15 protein-coding genes are annotated in these 19,556 nt (G+C 49.4%); all 15 read left to right on the forward strand.

The window, feature by feature from the left end; translation table 11 throughout:
- Nucleotides 1-9: 9 nt before the first annotated feature.
- The 15 genes from J2I46_RS15245 to J2I46_RS15315 all read left to right on the forward strand — a co-directional run bounded on the left by J2I46_RS15245 (nucleotide 10) and on the right by J2I46_RS15315 (nucleotide 19,554).
- Nucleotides 10-1,809, forward strand: coding sequence for a tetratricopeptide repeat protein (locus J2I46_RS15245; RefSeq protein ID WP_207329900.1), 1,800 nt, complete (start codon nucleotides 10-12; stop codon nucleotides 1,807-1,809).
- 117 nt (nucleotides 1,810-1,926) lie between these two features.
- Nucleotides 1,927-2,508 (forward strand): adenylate kinase, encoded by a 582-nt coding sequence (locus J2I46_RS15250; RefSeq protein WP_207329901.1) that lies wholly within the window; start codon nucleotides 1,927-1,929, stop codon nucleotides 2,506-2,508.
- A gap of 30 nt (nucleotides 2,509-2,538) precedes the next feature.
- Nucleotides 2,539-3,546 carry a GTPase ObgE gene (gene obgE, locus J2I46_RS15255; RefSeq protein ID WP_207329902.1) on the forward strand — a complete coding sequence of 336 codons (1,008 nt, stop codon included), beginning with the start codon at nucleotides 2,539-2,541 and terminating at the stop codon, nucleotides 3,544-3,546.
- A gap of 163 nt (nucleotides 3,547-3,709) precedes the next feature.
- Entirely contained in the window at nucleotides 3,710-7,264 is a 3,555-nt protein-coding gene (locus J2I46_RS15260) for a sialate O-acetylesterase (protein ID WP_207329903.1), read from the forward strand.
- A 99-nt stretch (nucleotides 7,265-7,363) separates the two neighbouring features.
- Nucleotides 7,364-9,577: a T9SS type A sorting domain-containing protein gene (locus J2I46_RS15265; protein WP_207329904.1), complete on the forward strand. Its 2,214-nt coding sequence runs from the start codon at nucleotides 7,364-7,366 to the stop codon at nucleotides 9,575-9,577.
- Nucleotides 9,578-9,623: 46 nt separating this feature from the next.
- Nucleotides 9,624-9,998 carry an NADH-quinone oxidoreductase subunit A gene (locus J2I46_RS15270; protein ID WP_207329905.1) on the forward strand — a complete coding sequence of 125 codons (375 nt, stop codon included), beginning with the start codon at nucleotides 9,624-9,626 and terminating at the stop codon, nucleotides 9,996-9,998.
- A 75-nt stretch (nucleotides 9,999-10,073) separates the two neighbouring features.
- Nucleotides 10,074-10,619 carry an NADH-quinone oxidoreductase subunit B gene (locus tag J2I46_RS15275; protein WP_207329906.1) on the forward strand — a complete coding sequence of 182 codons (546 nt, stop codon included), beginning with the start codon at nucleotides 10,074-10,076 and terminating at the stop codon, nucleotides 10,617-10,619.
- A gap of 30 nt (nucleotides 10,620-10,649) precedes the next feature.
- The gene (locus J2I46_RS15280; protein WP_207329907.1) at nucleotides 10,650-11,150 is read left to right on the forward strand and encodes an NADH-quinone oxidoreductase subunit C; all 501 of its coding nucleotides are present in this window, start codon (nucleotides 10,650-10,652) and stop codon (nucleotides 11,148-11,150) included.
- A 104-nt stretch (nucleotides 11,151-11,254) separates the two neighbouring features.
- Nucleotides 11,255-12,499 carry an NADH-quinone oxidoreductase subunit D gene (locus J2I46_RS15285; protein WP_207329908.1) on the forward strand — a complete coding sequence of 415 codons (1,245 nt, stop codon included), beginning with the start codon at nucleotides 11,255-11,257 and terminating at the stop codon, nucleotides 12,497-12,499.
- A 10-nt stretch (nucleotides 12,500-12,509) separates the two neighbouring features.
- Entirely contained in the window at nucleotides 12,510-13,010 is a 501-nt protein-coding gene (locus tag J2I46_RS15290) for an NADH-quinone oxidoreductase subunit NuoE family protein (protein ID WP_207329909.1), read from the forward strand.
- Between the two features lie 28 nt (nucleotides 13,011-13,038).
- The gene (locus tag J2I46_RS15295) at nucleotides 13,039-14,070 is read left to right on the forward strand and encodes a phytanoyl-CoA dioxygenase family protein (protein WP_207329910.1); all 1,032 of its coding nucleotides are present in this window, start codon (nucleotides 13,039-13,041) and stop codon (nucleotides 14,068-14,070) included.
- A 31-nt stretch (nucleotides 14,071-14,101) separates the two neighbouring features.
- The gene (gene nuoF, locus J2I46_RS15300) at nucleotides 14,102-15,442 is read left to right on the forward strand and encodes an NADH-quinone oxidoreductase subunit NuoF (protein WP_207329911.1); all 1,341 of its coding nucleotides are present in this window, start codon (nucleotides 14,102-14,104) and stop codon (nucleotides 15,440-15,442) included.
- Between the two features lie 99 nt (nucleotides 15,443-15,541).
- The gene (locus tag J2I46_RS15305; RefSeq protein WP_207329912.1) at nucleotides 15,542-17,083 is read left to right on the forward strand and encodes an ArnT family glycosyltransferase; all 1,542 of its coding nucleotides are present in this window, start codon (nucleotides 15,542-15,544) and stop codon (nucleotides 17,081-17,083) included.
- A gap of 88 nt (nucleotides 17,084-17,171) precedes the next feature.
- Entirely contained in the window at nucleotides 17,172-18,812 is a 1,641-nt protein-coding gene (locus J2I46_RS15310; RefSeq protein WP_207329913.1) for a hypothetical protein, read from the forward strand.
- A gap of 1 nt (nucleotide 18,813) precedes the next feature.
- Nucleotides 18,814-19,554, forward strand: coding sequence for a glycosyltransferase (locus J2I46_RS15315; protein ID WP_310589038.1), 741 nt, complete (start codon nucleotides 18,814-18,816; stop codon nucleotides 19,552-19,554).
- Nucleotides 19,555-19,556 lie beyond the last annotated feature (2 nt).

The following is a 19,556-nucleotide window of genomic DNA, read 5'->3' on the forward strand; positions in this document are numbered from 1 at the left end:
CGAATGCGAATGAACCAACCCAAAAACGCCCTGCTGGCCACCTTGTTCTTAGGGGCCGCAACGTTGGTACCAGCCACCGCTCAGGATATTGCATCAGGTCTGAAAGACCTTGAAGCTGAGCGCGTTCCGAAGGCGGAGCAAACGTTCAAGCAATTGGCGTCTACGGCTCCGACCGCCGACAATCAGTTTTATCTAGGTTATTTCCTCCTCAAAACAGGAAAGCCTGATGAAGCAAAAGCGGCTTTCGAAAAAGGAATAGCGGCAGACCCTAAAAACCAACTCAACAACGTTGGGCTGGCAGGTGTTGCCCTGACCAAGAAAGACTTGGCTACGGCCAAAGCCAAAACAGACGAGGCTATTGCAGCTACTAAGGGCAAAAACGGCGACGTATTGTTCCGGGCTGGTGAAATGTACACCTTGTTTGAAGGCGACAAAGGAGCCAACGACCCTGCACGTGCCATTGAGTTGCTGGAGCGCGCCAAAGTTTTAGACAAGAAGAATCAGAACGTTGAAATTCCAATGGCGATGGGTGATGCCTATACCCTGCGGAATGAAGGCGGACCAGCTGTAAGCCGTTACGAAGAAGTAATCGACGGGGCGCTGGCTGGTGCAGCAAACAACACGACGAAAGCCGAATCCAACGCCAAAATTGGTCAGTTGTACCTGCGCAGTAAGCAGTATAAACTTGCTCAGGAATTTTTCGAGAAAGCCCTGGCTGCTGACCCGGAATTCGCACCTACCTACCGCTCGTATGCTGATGCGCTAGTTGGTTCGAAAGCGTATAAGAAAGCCTCAGGAATCTACGATACCTATGTGCAGAAGAGTGGTACGAAAGATCCCGAATTGCTTTTGAACGTAGCAAAGTATTACTTCCTGGCGGGTGATCACCAGAAGTCGCTCGATTACCTCGATAAGCTGAAAGGCCAGGTTAAAGACCCGATCATTGACCGTATGACGGGCTGGTCGAGCTTCGCCTTGGGTAAAAACGATGTTGCCGTTGAGTCACTAAATAAATTTATCAGCACAGCTCCCCAGAAAGTAATCTTCGATGATTACAAATATCTGGGTCGTGCTCAGGCCCAATTAGGTACGCCTGAAGGTGACTCACTGAGCATCGTTAACCTGTTGAAAGCGGCACCGAGTGATACAACGGAGAACCTCTACAAAGAGGTAGCTGACCGGTATTATGCTGGCAAACGCTATGATAAGGCGGCAACGTACCTACAGCAGGCTATTAGCACCGATAAAAAGCCAAGCAACAACGATTACCTGAAATTAGGTTTGTCGTACTACAACTATGGGTTACAGGTGCCAAAGATCATTGCCGATACAGCACAGCAGACTGCGGCCCGCAAATTAGCCTTTATGCAGGCTGACTCATCATTTGCTCGTCTTGCAGAAAATGCAGAGAAAATTGGCACACCGTACCCACTGGCCTATTATTATCGGGCACAGTCGAATTACTTCGCTAATGGTCGTGATGCTTCGTTAGCAAGTGGAGCGCCAGTTCCTCTCTATGAGAAATTCATTGAGCAGGCACTTGCTGCACAGGCAAACCCAGAAACGGGCGCCACAACTCGTGAGCAGAACCGGAAATACCTGATCACAGCGTATCGCTATCTGATCAATAACAGCATCGCCAAAAAAGACGATGCAAAGGCAAAAGAGTATGCCAACAAGGTGCTTGAGTTAGATCCGAACGATAAGGACGCAAAAGAATTCTTGAATCCAACCGCTCCGGCTCCGGCAGCTAAGCCGGCGGCAAAACCAGCCGCGAAACCTGCACCTAAAAAGGGGTCGGCCAAGTAATTGGTGGAAATGAGTTAGTGCGCAGGGCGCGGGCAGGTTTGTCCGCGCCCTTTCGTTTTGTAAATTTGTCGCCGTTGCTTTTTTCAAACGCAACCTTGCATCCCCCTTCGTAGCCGTATGCTAAATCTTGTACTGTTTGGTCCGCCGGGTGCCGGTAAAGGCACACAGAGTGAAAAATTAATTCAGAAGTACCAACTTGTTCATCTCTCGACGGGCGATTTGTTACGGTCACAGATCGCGGCAGGAACCGAATTAGGTCTGCGGGCGAAATCATTGATGGATCAGGGATTATTGGTTCCTGATGAAGTCGTGATTGGCATGATTGAAAATAAACTAACTGAGAATCAGCAAGCGCCCGGTTTTATTTTCGACGGATTCCCCCGTACGGTGAAACAGGCAGAAGCATTAGACACCCTGTTGACCTTACATGGAACCGGAATTACAACCATGGTAGCACTGGTTGTTGACGAAGAAGAACTGATTCGGCGCTTACTAAAGCGGGGTGAAACATCTGGCAGACCGGATGATAAAGACGAAGCAACGGCAAGACGCCGAGTGAGCGTATATAACAGTGAAACAATGCCGGTCGCTGAGCACTATGCACAGCAGGGCAAATATGCTGCCATCAGTGGTATTGGTACCATCGATGACATTTTTGAGCTGGTCTGCCAAAAAATTCAGCAGGCACAGCTTAGCTAACCAACCGAAATCTAGCGGTTAAACAAATACATGGCTTCATCCAACTTTATTGATTACGTAAAAATCAACTGCCGATCGGGACATGGCGGCGCGGGGTCTATGCACTTTCGGCGCGAGAAGCACGTACCCAAAGGCGGACCGGATGGCGGCGATGGCGGACGCGGAGGCCACATCATTCTGAGGGCCAACTCGCAACTGTGGACCTTACTACACCTGAAGTATCAGAAGCACATTAAAGCAGATTCAGGCAACGGAGGCGAAGGTGGCCGCCGAACTGGAGCTGAAGGCGAAGACGTTTTTATTGACGTACCCCTGGGTACAATAGCTCGCCATGCTGAAACCAACGAGGTGATGGCTGAACTCACCGAAGATGGACAGGAAGTTATTCTGTTACCCGGTGGGCGCGGCGGTATGGGTAATACCCATTTCAAATCAGCTACTCAGCAAACACCACAACATGCACAGCCTGGTGAACCCGGACGCGAAGAGTGGGTTATTTTAGAATTAAAACTACTGGCTGACGTAGGACTTGTTGGTTTCCCTAACGCTGGTAAGTCGACTTTGCTGTCGGTGTTATCGGCAGCGCGGCCTGAAATAGCTGATTACCCATTCACAACGCTGGTGCCGAACTTGGGCGTAGTGGCATATCGGGATTATAAATCATTTGTGATTGCCGACATACCTGGCATCATCGAGGGAGCTTCGCAGGGGAAAGGCCTTGGTCTTCGCTTTTTAAGACATATAGAGCGTAACTCAGTTCTTCTATTTCTAATTCCAGCCACGAGCGAAGATATAGCGGGTGAATACCAGATACTGACAAACGAGTTGGAAGCGTTTAATCCTGAGTTGGCAGATAAAACCAGAGTACTCGCTATTACGAAGGTAGATCTTGCCGACGACGAGATACTGAACCAGATACGAAGTAATCTGCCAGTTAATGTACCAACTGTATTTATTTCGTCGGTTCAACAGTATGGGCTTGTTGAGTTGAAGGATTTACTCTGGAAAACGCTCACTTCACCTGTTAACCCAACCTGAATAGAAATTTTCACGAGTTACGGATATGCTTTTGGCAAACGCAACTCTCCCGAGCGCGGACACATAACAACCTCGCTTACCACAATGGCTCTCACGTTTGCTCATGAAACAACTCGCGTTCGGTTGCTTATTGCTTTTCTATTTGCTCACTTCTTTTTGCGCATTGGCACAAGTACAGGTGTCTTTTCCCGTGAGCCGCGCGGTTTTACAGCGCAATACTGCTAATAACGCGTCAGTGACCATTACAGGTACGTATTCAACGGCTGTTACCCGGGTTGAAGCTCGTGTGGAGGCCCGTAATGGTCAGGGTACAACTACCGACTGGCAGACCATTTCCAGTAATCCGCAAGGTGGTGTTTTCAACGGAGCAATCACCGTCCAGGGTGGTTGGTATAACCTGTCGGTAAGGCTTATGCGCGACAACCAGGAGGTAGGCACACAAACGATTGAACGGGTTGGGGTAGGTGAAGTATTTGTTATTGCCGGCCAGTCTAACTCTGGCCAAATAGACGATAACAACAGACGAGACGGAGAATCCGCTCAGGATGACCGGGTCAATTGTGTTAACTACAGGTACGTTCCCACGCAATATCCGAATGATGCTCCTATTCCGGCGTTCTCTCATCTGGATGGCCCTAATGACATTGCTCCGAGGGGCGTAGGGTCGTGGTGTTGGGGCAGACTTGGTGATCTGCTGGCTGCCCGCCTGAACGTACCTGTACTATTTTTTAGCGCTGCCTACACCGGAACATCAGTTAGAAACTGGGCGGAAACAGCTAAAGGCGAGCGAACACTAAGCGATTATGAGCCACGCTTTTACGAGTTGAAACATCCTTATTTCCCATTAAAACTAGCGCTCCAGAACTACACACATATGTTGGGGGTGCGGGCCGTTCTCTGGCATCAGGGCGAAGCCGACAATCAGTTTGAAACGACGACAAGTCAGTATGCTGAACGTTTACGGACTGTTATTGACCAGAGCCGGGCAGATTTTGGCAAAAACGTACCGTGGGTAGTTGCCCGGGCCTCCTACAGTGATTTTTATTCAACTGACCAGAAAGTAATTGATGGCCAGAACCAGGTTATCGCCAGCTCGCCTAACACATTTGCCGGCCCCAATACCGATGGTATCCAGATTCCTCGTTCGCGAGCTCCCCTATTTGATGTCGTGCATTTCGACAATCCAGGGTTGCGGGAAGTAGCCGCCGCTTGGGACGCCAGCCTGAACAGTAACTTTTTCAATAATGCTGTACCTATCAGTCCGGCGGCGGCGCCAATACTAACGGTCAGTTGTGCCGGAAACAACGCAGTAACTTACTCTGTTACCAACTATCAGCAAGTCTTCTGGGAGTCGGGTGAAACAGGGCAATCGATCACCAAGCCCGCGGGAAGTACGTTACGCGCGAAAGTGAAAGACGCCCTCGGCAATGTTTACTATACACCTTCTATTACCATTGCTGCAGCACCTACCATTCAGGCCGACGGACCAACCCGATTTTGCGTAACGGGGAGTGTAAACCTTACCAGCAGTACCGATCAAAATTTTGTCTGGAACAACGGGCAGTCCAGCAAAACTATTAACGTAACCAGTTCAGGTACGTATTCTGTATCGATAAAAGATGCAAGTGGCTGCACATTCACGTCAAACGCCATAACGGTTTCCATCAATCCGCTTCCGGCCAGACCCACCATTACAACGGAAGGGTCTCTCACCTCCTGCTTAGGTGACAACACCACGCTATCGGCCGGCCCGGCAGCTAGCTATAAGTGGAGTAACGGCGAAACCACGCAACGTATAACTGTTAGCCAAACAGGTAGTTACTCGTTAATTGTTGCTGATGAAAACGGCTGTCAATCGCCCGCTTCTGCCATCGTTAATGCCACAGTGAACCCTCGGCCTGATCCTCTTTCCATTAATTTTTCAGGCCCTACTACCTTTTGTGCCACGGGGTCATTAGCACTCAATGCCAGCTCTGCGCCAGTGTATGAATGGAGCAATGGACAGACTACGCCAACCATTTCGGTAAATCAGTCGGGCAATTACACCGTTCGCACCCGCAACTCGTTCAATTGCCCATCGGCGCCGTCGAATGTAGTTGCAGTAACAGTAAATCCCTTACCTGTTACTCCTATCGTTAGTAGCGATCGGGCCACTACCTTTTGCCAGGGAGACAATACAGTGCTGACCGTAACCAATACGTCGGCATCTGGCTATAATTGGAACAACGGGTCGCGCACGCCACAGCTTACGGTTACGCAATCGGGCAGTTATTCGCTAACCATTTCGGATGGGAACGGATGTGTATCGGCACCATCAAACGTCGTTAACATTCTGGTCAACCCCGTTCCTGCTACTCCACAGGTGACGGCTAGTGGACGAACGATCTTTTGCGCCAACGAATCAGTGACGCTGACATCGAGCCCGGAGGCCAACTACGAATGGAACAGTGGTCAATCGAGCCAAAGCATCACGGTAGCCCAATCTGGTAGTTACTCGATACGTACCCGAAACCAGTTCAACTGTTTTTCTGAACGGTCGGGTCCAATTAACGTAACGGTCAATCCGCTTCCTGCCCAGCCCACTATTACTAATGAGCGGTCAACAACCTTTTGTCAGGGAGACAATACAGTATTGGTAGCCAGCCCAGCGGTGGCTTACAACTGGAGTAACGGCAATCAGTCGCAACGTTTGACCATTTCTCAAAGTGGTAACTTTTCGCTGACTGTATCTGACGCCAACGGCTGCGTCTCGGTGCCTTCGGCCATAGTATCAGTTGTGGTCAATCCGCTTCCGGAAACACCGAGGCTGACAGCGAGCAGTTCCACAACCTTCTGCGCAAACGAATCTGTCACCTTGAGTTCAACAGCTGAAGCCAGTTACATATGGAGTACAGGGCAGACAACCCGTAGCATTGGCGTTAATCAATCGGGCAGTTACTCGTTACGAACCCGCAATCAGTTCAATTGTGAATCAGCTCAATCCAATGTGGCTGTTGTGCTTGTCAATCCGTTACCGGCAGCTCCTATAGTGACAGCCAGAGGATCCCTTACCTTTTGCGAAGGAACAAACGTAACGCTGGTGACTAACTCAACGCTTCGTACCCTCTGGTCGACGGGCGACTCAACGCAAAATTTGGTTGTTTTACAGGCAGGTATCTTCACCGCCCGTGTTCGCGATGCTAACGGATGCGTTTCTCCGAATAGTTTGCCCGTTGCTACAAACACACGCCCCCGACCACAAGCGCCACAAATTGCTCAGATAGGTACGTACCTGCTTCAAGCCAGCGGCGCACCTGCCAATGAACGTTATTACTGGCGTCGTGATACCGATTCGCTGGCTGTTGCCACATCGCAGTTACGGGTAGCTCAAACGGGCGTGTACAGTGTGCGAACAGCCATTACGTACTCGCCAGCTCTAGTGTGTTTGTCTGCACCCTCCGCGAACTATACGTACCAGCTGCCCACCGACAATCAGAATATCAGTCTTTACCCGAACCCTAACCCTGACGGTATCTTTTTCATTGAAACGCTGGTCGATTTAAGCAATACTGTCATTACCGTTTACACGCTTTCCGGTCAGCAGGTATACCGCACAACCCCTACAGTGCTTGACGGGCGGAAACAGCTTTCGTTATCAGTGCTGGCTCCGGGTCAGTATCTCATTATGGTTCAATCGGGAGACATTAAAGTAACGAAACGTGTACAAATCGGGCAGTAATAATCACCGACTGAACACGTTAACTTTGTGATCTATTGGCATAATCACCAATAGCATAGTTGGGTAACTATTACTTCCTTATTACCCACCAACTAACTTATGAACAGTACATCTATACGCTGGATTCTTTACGGACTAATAGTTTGCTTATTTACTTCTTCAGCACTGGCTCAAACAGTAGCCACAGGCATAGATGTAACATATCCTGAAACGCGAGCCGTTTTTCAACGCGACAACGATAACACTAGCACAATTTATGTTTCAGGGTCATACTATCAACCTGTAGATAGCCTTCAGATCCGCCTGGTTGCGGAAGTAGCGGGCCAGGGGATCAACACCGAGTGGCGAACCCTTCAGAAAGCAGTACAGGGCGGCATTTTTCAGGGAAAGATCAAAGGCACGGGTGGCTGGTACCGGCTGGAAGTGCAGGCATTCCATAATGGGTCTGTGATAGCCAGCGACGTGGTTCGTAAAGTGGGCATTGGCGAGGTCTTCATTATCACCGGTCAGTCGAATGCGCAGGGATTTCAGGACTTTGGCGCGGTGGGTGCTGCCGATGACCGAGTAAACTGTGTAAGCTATAATAACATACTTGAGAATTCGCTGGCAGACCCTCCTGCGCCTGTATTCGAGCAGCTAAGTGCTACCTCCGTGATTGGTATGCGCGGGCAAAGTGCCTGGTGCTGGGGCCGACTTGGCGATCTACTGGCTCAGCAGTATAACGTACCTGTGCTCTTTATCAATACAGCCTGGGCAGCCACCACTATTCAGAACTGGATCGAAAGCTTCGACGATAAAACAACGAAGAACATTTTCGCGCTCGGTACGCCAAATGAAAACATGCCTAAAGGGATGCCTTACGCTAATCTGCGTATTGCACTCCGTTACTACTGTTCATTACAGGGATTGAGAGCGGTATTATGGCATCAGGGCGAGTTCGACAACTTCCCGCTTCAGACCGAACGTACCGCCTACCGGCAGGCGCTTGAAAGCCTGGTAGCCAAAACCCGTTTTGATACCAACCGGTATCCAGCCTGGATGTTGGCCCGTGCCTCGCGGACAGGTTTTCCATTACCGAGTTGCATTGCCAAGTGTAAAGGAAACCTAGATTGTGAGAAACTATGCGGCGATACCACGTTTGTTTCCGATAAAGTTATTCTGGGCCAGAACGACGTTATAAACTCGTTCAATAACAACGTTTACGCTGGCCCGTTTACCGACAATATCCAGCCCAACCGACCAGATGGTGTCCACTTCAGGAATGAAGGCCTCATTCAGTTGGCCAATGCGTGGTACCAGAGTATGAGCCCTGTGTTTTTTGCCAGTTCAATTCCGCTCTTGCCTACCCTGCAGCCAACCGCAACTGTAGCCTGTACCTCGTCAGACAATAGTATCACCGTAAGCCTGCCTTCAGGCTATAACAGCTATACCTGGCGCACCGGGCAAACAAGCCGCACCCTGACAATCACGCAGCCAGGTCAGTATGAAGCAACGATGAAAGATGCATATGGCAATACGTATCTATCGCCGAAAATTGACGTACGTGCCCCCATCCAACCGGTTGTCCCTACTGTTTCTTTGGCTCAACAAGGGAGTGCGGTTGCCGGGGTACAACAGCAGATATGCGCAGACTCAGTGTTATCGCTCGTAGCCAACGTACCTACACAAGTAGCTGCTCAATGGAGCAACGGTATAAACCAGCGTGTGCTGAATGCAGGTAGTGCCGGCACATACAGTGTCAGAGGCGTTAATGTATATGGTTGCCGGTCGGCCAGTTCGCCAGGCATTACGCTAACTGTACGTCCTAAGCTGGTGACACCAACAGTAGAGCAGGCAGGAGTCTACACCTTACAGGCAACGCTGCCCGGCTACCCCAACAACGAGCAGTTCGACTGGCGGCGTGGCACAACTCTACTGAACAATCAGAATGGGCCCGTGGCCAAAGCCGTAATTTCAGGTACGTATTCAGCTCGGGCAAAAGCAACGTTTACCCTGGCTGGTGCGCCAAACCTGACCTGCTATTCCAACTTCTCGAGCGGGATTCCCTTCGTGTCATCCGAAAACTCGGAAGGACTCAGCGTATACCCGAATCCTGCGGTGAATGGTTACATAGCAGTTGAGACAGTAGAGAACCTGCAAAACGTTGATCTAACCGTACACACACTGGCTGGCCAGCTGGTTTATTCAGCTAAAGTTCCTTCGTTCGATGAGCGAAAGCTCATCAACATAGCTGGCTTAACGTCAGGGCAGTATATTGTTCGTTTAAAAACAGCAGGCTTCAACGTAGCACGTCGTGTTCTTATTCTTCAGTAAGCTGTTTTATGCCTAACTTGCAGACGTATTAAAGCCCGTTCAACGCATGAACACTGCATCTTACTTACCCTCCGATTACATACCTATCTTTATTCAGCTGGCGCTGGCTTTAGGGTTCATCATCACAACGATGCTCGTTACCCATAGTATCGGTCCGAAACGACATAGCCAGAAGAAAGATGACCCGTTTGAGTGTGGTATTCCAGCACAGGGTGATGCCCGCGCCCCAATTTCAATCAAGTATTTCCTGATCGCCATTCTATTCGTTTTATTCGACGTAGAAGTAATCTTTTTGTATCCGTGGGCTGTTAACTTTCTAAAGCTAGGTACCGCCGGATTCATTCAGATGATCCTTTTTATGGGCCTGCTGCTGGCTGGCTTCTACTATGTAATTCGGAAAGGCGTTTTGAATTGGGAATAAACCAGGGTAGGTAGATGACGTTTTTGAGCTATTCGTGCTGAAACCGTCTACAGGCCCCTTCGAACAAAAAAGATTATGTCATCATCTGTCAAGATGGTAGAGTCTCCAGAAGGCCATGAAGGCTCAGGATTCTTTGCTACTTCGCTCGATAAAGTTGTTGGTATGGCCCGGGCTAACTCGCTCTGGCCTTTACCATTTGCCACCTCTTGCTGTGGCATTGAATTCATGGCCACGATGGGGTCACACTACGATATTTCCCGGTTTGGTTCTGAACGGCCTAGCTTCTCGCCGCGGCAGGCCGACCTGCTGATGGTGATGGGGACGATTGCCAAGAAAATGGCGCCGATCGTAAAACAGGTATACCTTCAGATGGCCGAACCCCGCTGGGTGATGGCAATGGGGGCCTGCGCCAGTAGCGGTGGCATTTTTGATACCTATAGTGTCTTGCAGGGAATTGACCGTATTATCCCGGTGGACGTGTATGTTCCCGGTTGCCCACCCCGCCCCGAGCAAGTCATTGAAGGCCTGATGCAAATTCAGGAAATGGCTCGTAATGAATCGACCCGCCGCCGTAACACAGACGAGTATCAATTGCTATTGAATTCGTACGGCATTCAATAGTCTCTTGTATCTCTCTAAAATCCCATTCCTATGCTCACTAACCAGGCCGTAGCCGAAGACCTGATTAAGCAGTTTGGTGCAGCCGTGTACGACTTTGATGAGCCTTTCGGCCTCCTTACGTTGTCGGCATCACGGGAGCAGATTGTTCCTATCCTGCTTTATTTAAAAGATCACAAAACGTACCAAATCAACTTTCTGACTGATATCACGGGCGTTCATTATCCTGATGAGCCAGGCCGCGAGTTCTGTGTTGTTTACCACGCACACAGTATGGTTGAAAACTTCCGGGTACGTATAAAGGTGTTTCTGGCAGAGGCTGATCTCCACATTCCAAGCATGACGGTATTATATGCCTCCGCCAATTGGATGGAACGGGAAACGTTCGATTTTTTCGGGATTCAATTCGATGGCCATCCCAACCTGACCCGAATCCTGAATATGGAAGAAATGGATTATTTCCCGATGCGCAAACAGTATCCGCTGGAAGATGGTACCCGGGAAGATAAAATTGATGCGTTGTTTGGACGATAAACTAAAGCAGTTGTCAGTTTGCTGTTTCCCGTTTGCTGTTGTGTTACCGGCGATTAGCAGCGCAACAGTAAACGGGAAACAGCAAACTGACAACTGAATTTGTTATGACCACTGAAGATCTGAGTATAGACGCCGTTGGCGCACGTAATACCCCGGCCACCCCAGAAGGTCCTATTCAGTACGTCAATGAGTTGACGACGCTGAACCTGGGCCCTACGCACCCGGCCACACACGGAATTTTCCAGAACATCCTGCAAATGGATGGTGAGAAAATAGTGTCGGGTGAACAAACGATTGGTTATATCCACCGGGCATTCGAAAAAATTGCAGAGAGACGGCCCTTTTACCAGATAACGACGCTCACCGACCGGATGAACTACTGTTCATCGCCAATCAACAACCTTGGCTGGATGATGACCGTTGAGAAGCTACTGGGCGTACAAACTCCTAAACGGGCCGACTACATACGGGTAATTATGATGGAGCTGGCCCGTATTTCGGACCACCTTATCTGTAATGGCATCCTTGGGGTAGACACCGGTGCTTTTACCGGCTTCCTATACCTGTTCGAAGAGCGGGAAAACATCTACGAGATCTACGAGGAGATGTGCGGTGCCCGCCTTACCACTAACATGGGGCGTATTGGCGGTATGGAGCGAGATCTCTCAGCCGAGGCTATCCGTAAGATCCGTAAGTTCCTGAAAGATTTTCCGCCGGTCATGAAAGAGTTTGAAAAGCTCTTTAACCGGAACCGGATCTTTATGGACCGTGTGGTCGACGTAGGCCCGATTACGGCCGAACGAGCGCTTAGTTACGGATTTACCGGACCAAACCTGCGTGCGGCTGGCGTTGACTATGATGTACGGGCGATGAATCCGTACTCATCGTACGAAGATTTTGAGTTCGAGATCCCCGTTGGTGAGAACGGCGATACGTACGACCGGTTTATGGTGCGTAATGAGGAAATCTGGCAGAGCTTGCGCATTGTTGAGCAGGCCCTGGACAAATTACCTGATGGCCCCTACTATGCCGATGCACCGGAGTACTACCTGCCTCCGAAGCAGGAAGTATACAAAAATATGGAAGCCCTGATCTACCATTTCAAAATTGTGATGGGCGAGATCGATGCGCCGGTTGGTGAAGTCTATCATGCTGTAGAAGGTGGCAACGGCGAATTGGGTTTCTACCTGATCAGTGATGGAGGTCGTGCGCCTTACCGGTTACACTTCCGTCGGCCAAGTTTTATTTATTACCAGGCATTCCCGGAAATGTGTAAAGGCACAACCCTGTCAGATGCCATCGTGATTATGAGTAGCCTGAACGTAATTGCAGGTGAATTAGACGCTTAGATCCTTATTCATGACCACCGAAGCGAAACCTACTATTGCCTTTACGCCAGAGCGGCTGACGCTGGCAAAGGAAATTATTGCCCGCTACCCGGCTGGCAAACAAAAATCGGCTCTGTTGCCACTACTCCATCTGCTCCAGGAGCAGGAGGGCTGGACTAGCCCGGAGGGAATGGATATGGTGGCCAGTTTGCTCGATATTCAGCCTATTGAGGTGTTTGAAGTGGCTTCCTTCTATACAATGTACCACTTGGATCCAGTTGGCAAGCACGTTATTGAATATTGCCGGACAGGCCCTTGCTGCCTGATGGGTGGTGAAGAAGTGTATGCCCATTTAAAGCAAACACTTGGCATAGAAGCGGGGCAAACTACCGCTGATGGACTGTTTACCGTGAAAGAAGTAGAGTGCCTGGCTGCTTGTGGCATGGGTCCCGTTTTTCAGATCCGGGAACAGTACTACACGCACCTGACTAATGAGCGCGTTGATGAGATCATCCGCGACCTGAGTGCCTGATAGCTTGACACTAAACTGACAGTGATACATGGAGAGTAAGTTTAAAGACAGACTACGCCGGTTATACCGGATGGCCAAGCATAAGCTGAATGACCCGCAGCGTGATTTCGACGTCGCTACGTTACCATGGATTGATCTTCCAGGTGCCGACATTGACGCGTTTCTGGCTACATACAAGACGCCGTCTGACTTTCCATATGATCTAAAGTCTCTATTGACCCAATGGCGCGACCAGGGGTACGTTATTCTGGAAGGCGCTTTGCCAATCAGTTGGGTAGATGGCCTTTGGCAGGAGGTTGAAACAACCATTGATCAACACGAACAACATTCGTTGAAAGCGTCGGTCTACCAGTTTAATGACAAGAAGGAAACACCGATAAAGGACGTACCCAAAGAAAAACTGGCTGGTATTGGCGCTCGCTTACTGGAGTATCATAACTCGTCGGTAGCGGCTAAAAAGGTCATGACGCACCGGCATATAGCTACTTTTCTGGATGCCGTTTTTCATGAGCCCGTCTGTGTCTTACAAAGTTTGATTTTTAAATACGGTAGTCAGCAGGATACGCACCAGGATTTTCCCTGGGTACGTTCTAAAATTGCCTCTCATTTAGCTGCCGCCTGGATTCCGCTTGAAGATGTGCATATAGATGCGGGTCCACTCTATTATTACCCAGGTTCGCACCGTATGCCTAAGTTTGATTTCGGCACAGGTATCCTGCATCAGGTAGACTCTTTTTATTCGCCTGAAGAGTTTTCAGTTTATCTCGACAAAACCTGTGCGAAACTCGGTATTCCACAGAAAACACTATTGCTCAAAAAGGGTGATCTGCTGCTCTGGCATGGCGGGCTGGCTCACGGAGGTAACCGAATCGGCGACGCGACGCTCACTCGTAAATCATTTGTTTGCCATTATTCTACGGTCCGTTCTTACTCAAGACACCGATTTGAAGCACCAGAGGTCGACAAATCTGCGGCAACTTATTACAATGATATTACCATTTATGTAAACCCCGAAAATGCAGCCGAGGAGGATAAGTTGGCGGGGGGAGCTGCCTGGTAACCATTTTTCATCGATCCTATAAACCTTTAGTATGGGCAAGAAGATATTAACCGAACACATTAACGTAGCTGGTATAGAGACGTTTGATGTATACCGGAAGCAAGGCGGTTACACAGCCGTTGAGAAGGCACTAAAAACCATGACACCGGAGGGTGTGGTGGAAGAGGTAAAAAAAGCGGGGGTTCGTGGCCGTGGTGGTGCGGGTTTTCCGATGGGCATGAAATGGAGCTTTCTGGCCAAGCCTGAAGGCGTACCCCGTTACCTTGTCTGTAATGCCGATGAGTCAGAGCCGGGTACGTTCAAAGACCACTACCTGATGAAGAATATCCCTCACTTACTTATTGAGGGAATGATCATCTCATCATTTGCCCTTGGAGCCAACACATCGTTTATTTATGTACGAGGCGAATTAATGTATGTGATCCGGATTCTTGAAAAAGCGATTGCTGAAGCAAAAGCGGCCGGTTTCCTGGGGAAAAACATTCTTGGCAGTGGATATGACCTCGAACTGGTTGTTCAGCCAGGTGGAGGTGCCTACATCTGTGGCGAAGAAACGGCCTTACTTGAATCGCTGGAAGGAAAACGCGGTAACCCACGGAACAAGCCCCCTTTCCCGGCGGTAAAAGGGCTGTATCAATGCCCAACCGTAGTAAACAACGTAGAGTCGATCGCTACCACGTCCTGGATCGTAAATAACGGTGGTGACGCCTACGCAGGTATTGGCATTGGGCGCAGCACGGGCACGAAATTGATTTCAGCGTCTGGTCATATTAAGAAGCCGGGGGTCTACGAAATTGAGCTGGGCGTTCCGGTCGAAGAGTTCATTTACTCCGATGAATGGTGTGGTGGTATTCGCGACGGTCACCACCTGAAAGCGCTGGTAGCTGGCGGGTCGTCAGTTCCCATTCTGCCGGCCGAGTTGTCATTGAAACTAGCCAACGGCGACCCCCGCCTGATGAGCTACGAATCGTTGTCGGAAGGTGGTTTTCAGACGGGTACTATGCTGGGGTCTGGTGGCTTTATCGTTTTTGATGAAACAGCCTGTATCGTTCGCAATACTTGGAATTTCAGCCGATTCTACCACCATGAGTCATGTGGGCAGTGTAGCCCCTGCCGTGAGGGCACAGGCTGGATGGAGAAAGTTCTTCACCGAATTGAACACGGTCACGGTAGCATGCACGATATTGATCTGCTGGTTGATGTAGCCAAGAAAATTGAAGGCAATACGATCTGCCCGTTGGGAGATGCTGCTGCCTGGCCTGTTGCCAGCGCCATTCGCCATTTCCGCGACGAATTCGAGTGGCACATTACTAACCCATTTGAGGCCACGCAGCCCGGAGCGGTGTATCAGGGTCATATGGCGTTGGTATAATTGATGGCCATGCTTTATTAGTATCAGTCACTTTGCCGGGGCAGCTTACATGCGTAAGTTGCCCCTTATTTTTCTGTAGATACCTGCTGTTTCAACGCAATGTATACCCCCCCACCTGCTTTTGTAACGTCTATTTACACGTTTGCAAAGAACAATGCCTATCAGATTGCGCTCTGGTTTAGCCTGCTCTGTGTCGTTGTTCTGCTGCTTATTAAAACCGCGTTTTCGGTTAGTCGCCATCCCGATCTCTCGGGGAGTGAGCGGAGTAGTACATATGGCGTACAGATTGTGGCTGATCGAATGCCGCTTTTCGCGGAGCCAGCAGAGCCACCTTATTTTATCGCTCAGTACTCGCCAGCCTATTATTATCTGGTAGGCGTTCCCTACCGTTTATTAGGCTGGGACCCAACTGATATTTACCGGATTCAGTTTCTCAGCCGCATGATCTCATTTGGCCTGGTGTTGCTGGCAATGGGCATCGCGTTCTATACCGCCCGACGCGTATTAGGTATATCGACAACATTCGCGCTACTGATGGTATGTAGCCTGTTTGCCCTGCTTCAACAGTGGTTACTGACCAACTCTCGGGTAGATAGCCTGTTGTTTTTCAGCACGGCGTGCTTCATTTATTTTGGTCTGAAGGCCGCCAAAGAGCCAACCGACTGGAACAGGTACGTTGTTCTGGCGGGCATCTTTGCCGTTTTCGCCTTTTTCTCGAAGCAAAGCGGCATCATTCATAGCATCGTTATCCTGGGTTTTCTGGTTTACCAGAGACGGTGGTCATCGTTCATAAAGTTGATTCCCATCATGGCGGGGGTCTTCATGGTACTGATGCTGCTCTTCAGCGACTTTCAACCCCGGTTATTCTTCCTGAATCTGTTTGGTAGTATTGCCGTGCCGATCATGCCGGGCTGGTTCTACACAAGTACATTCAAGCACATGGTTCCGGCTTATAGTTTAATGCTTATTACCAGCCTGCTGGTTGCTATTCCGTGGTTCATGAAAGCAACTGATAACCGCAAAGCGTTTTTAGGGACCAGCACTTTGCTCTTTTTCGGCTTCTCGTTCGGCACCACCTTCAAATACGGGGCAGGCATCGGCTACTTTCATGAGTTCGCCTATGTGAGCCATCTGGCTATTGCCTGGTTCTTTTATGAGTATCTTAGGGAGCAACAGGTACGTCGCCTTTCATATTATCTCCTCCCGGCATTAGTTATGGCGGGTATGCTGTACGTAACAAGCCGCCAGGCAGAGTTCTTTATAACAACCAGTTTCCCGCAATTAACCAGCGAGTATATCCAGCAGAAGCACGTGCAGGAATATATCCAGCCCCGTATTACTCGCCAGGATAAGGCACTGGTTGTGATGGGCGCAAATGCACGCGGCTGGATGCTTCAACAAATGTTATTCCGCAATCAGCTTGCCTACCAGGATGATGTAGTTCGCCTATTATACGAAGCTAAAACCTTCGATTACAGCTCGTTCAATACGCTCGTGGCGCGTGGTGAAGTGAAATATATTATCCTCCCAGAACCCGGTCCGCTTCACTTTAATGCCTTTAACTACGACTTTGATCCGGCGAAATACACGCTCGAAACAGTCATCGATGGCTATCAGATTTACCGGCTCAAAACCAGTTGAACCGAGCTACGGTTCCCTCCGAACGATCATAATTATCCGCCTAATGTTGGGAAAGCATTAACTTGCAACTCCATTACCACTACCCATTATGCCTACTGGACGAGTGAAGGATTTTGCGGGCATCCTTTTTGTACTGCTAAGTAGCTTAGTGCTGACCTATAACATTACCCAACGTATCGACGTGGTTGCCACCGACGACGATGTGTATTTCCATAACGGGCTACTAGCTACCTGGCAGAAGCTGCCTCCTATTCAGATGGCTCCGCTGTTTAGTGCCTGGTACCTGTTTATCCACCGTTTTACAGGCGATACAATTACCACATATTATGTGAGTTGTACGTTGCTCTCCATCCTGCCCGGTCTGCTTTTTTATTTTCTCTTTCGCAGCCTCAAGATCGGTGCCCTGGTCAGTGCAGCCCTATCTATCTGCTTTCTGTTTTGCCAGCTTAACTTGCCCTTACAGCCTAAAGTGTCGGTTTTTACCATGCTTTTTCTGATGGGTGGCCTTATTGCAGCCAACTATCAGACAAAACCGGTAGCTAAGTTCACAGTGGCTGCGCTAAGTGCGTTGCTCGCCGCCTATGGCCGCCCAGAGTTCTTTCTGTCGTTTTTGCTCCTGTGCGGTCTTGCCTTAGCCTATTATTTCTGGCAACGCAGACGTACAACGCAACCATTACCCTATGCGTTATTTGGAGTTATGGGAGCCGCCGCTTTGCTGGTAATTGCTTTCGGATCTCCCCTGGCGGGCGGGCGTAGCGTAGTTGCTTTCGGGCAACATTTCGCGCTGAATTATTCAGTTTGGCACCCCGAAATTCCGGCTTCTCCCTGGATGCATTCAGGTACGTTCATAAAGCATGGGTTTGGGCGTGAGGTAACCTCGCTGTCTGATGCTTTCTTTCTGAATCCGCCCCTCTTCATTCGCCACCTGAGCACTAATGTTCTCAATCTGGTTCTCATTACGAGCCATAATTTGGTAGATATGCTGGTTACCCCCTGGCTATCTCGTCTCGTTTTTCCAGGACGTCGTTATGTATTGGGTCTTCTGTTTCTGGCTCTGGTTGCGTTAATCAACTGGCCACAAACCGTACGTAGCGCGTGGCACCACATGAAACAGACTGGCTGGTACTGGCTGTGCCTTGCCGTAATGCTGCTGTCTACCTACATCTCGTGTATTCTGATCTTCCCGCGCGAGCATTATATATTATTTCAGATACCACTTTACCTGAGCCTGGCAGGAATTTTCCTGCAATCAGTTGTCTTTCGTCCAGTACCGGTTCCAGCTGTTCCATGGCCAGCGTATTATGCTGCGTTTGGTGCCGTATTATTAATTTTTCTTGCTCCGTTTTGGCGGTTAGCTAATGAACCCAAACCAACACCAACGGTTGATTTGCTACGATTTTTACAGAAATTACCCGTGCAGGGATCAATCAGTATGACAGGCAATACCCCGCTCATGTACGATCTGTATCTGGGCGACAACTGGCAGTTCTGGTATTTAGAGCGGTATCATCCAACTAACATGCAGTCGTTCTTTAATGAGTTCAAAGTCAACTGTATTCACGTTCGGCCCGAGATGCTGGAAATATATAGGAAGGACCCCTTTTTTGCCCAACTTGTTGCCAATCCGGCTGCGTTAGATTTTGTTCGGTATAACACTAGCAAGCCCGACCAATACGTACTTGTTCAGCAGCAATTACCATCAGTAGTACATACCCCTCACCCTCACTGACGTGCTTTTCTACGAAAATAATTTCGCGATCGTTACCCCGATGGCGAATGAAGAAAAAGAATTTGCGGAATATACTTCGGCGCTAGCCACCGAATTAGACAAGCTTCAATGTGGCTGTGTTTATATGGTGATCGACGGAGTGACTAAAGACCGGACGTTGGACCTGGCCCGGGAATTATCGGCTCAGGACAAGCGATTTGTAACCATTTGGGCACCCGAAAACCGTAATATTGTTGATGCCTATCTGCGAGGATACCGCGAAGCACTCAAAAATGGGCATGATATAATTATTGAGATGGATGCCGGCCTTTCCCACGACCCACGGGCCATTCCTATGTTTCTTCGCGTACTAAATGAAGGAAATGAGTGTGCATTTGGCAGCCGTTTCATCAATGGAGGATCTATTTATAAGTCGAATTTCAAACGCACCTTCCTCTCGAAGATTGGTACCATCATGTCGAATGTCTTGCTGGGCAGCAACATGCATGATATGACATCGGGCTTTCAGGGGTTCCATGCCAGTACAGTGGCTGAGTTTACGGCTTACCCACTGAAATCGAAGGCCCATTTCTACCAGACAGAACTACGCTATTTATTACGTAAGAAACGGTTTGCGGAAATTCCCATTCATTACCGCGCGCCATCGCCAAGCGTGTCAGAGAATGCTATAAAAAATTCACTGTCAACACTTTGGTATTATTTCAAGCTGCGACTAGCGGGGAAAGCAGCACTGATTGAGTAAAA

The organism is Fibrella forsythiae (assembly GCF_017353175.1).
In the GTDB taxonomy this organism is placed as follows: Bacteria; Bacteroidota; Bacteroidia; order Cytophagales; family Spirosomataceae; genus Fibrella; species Fibrella forsythiae.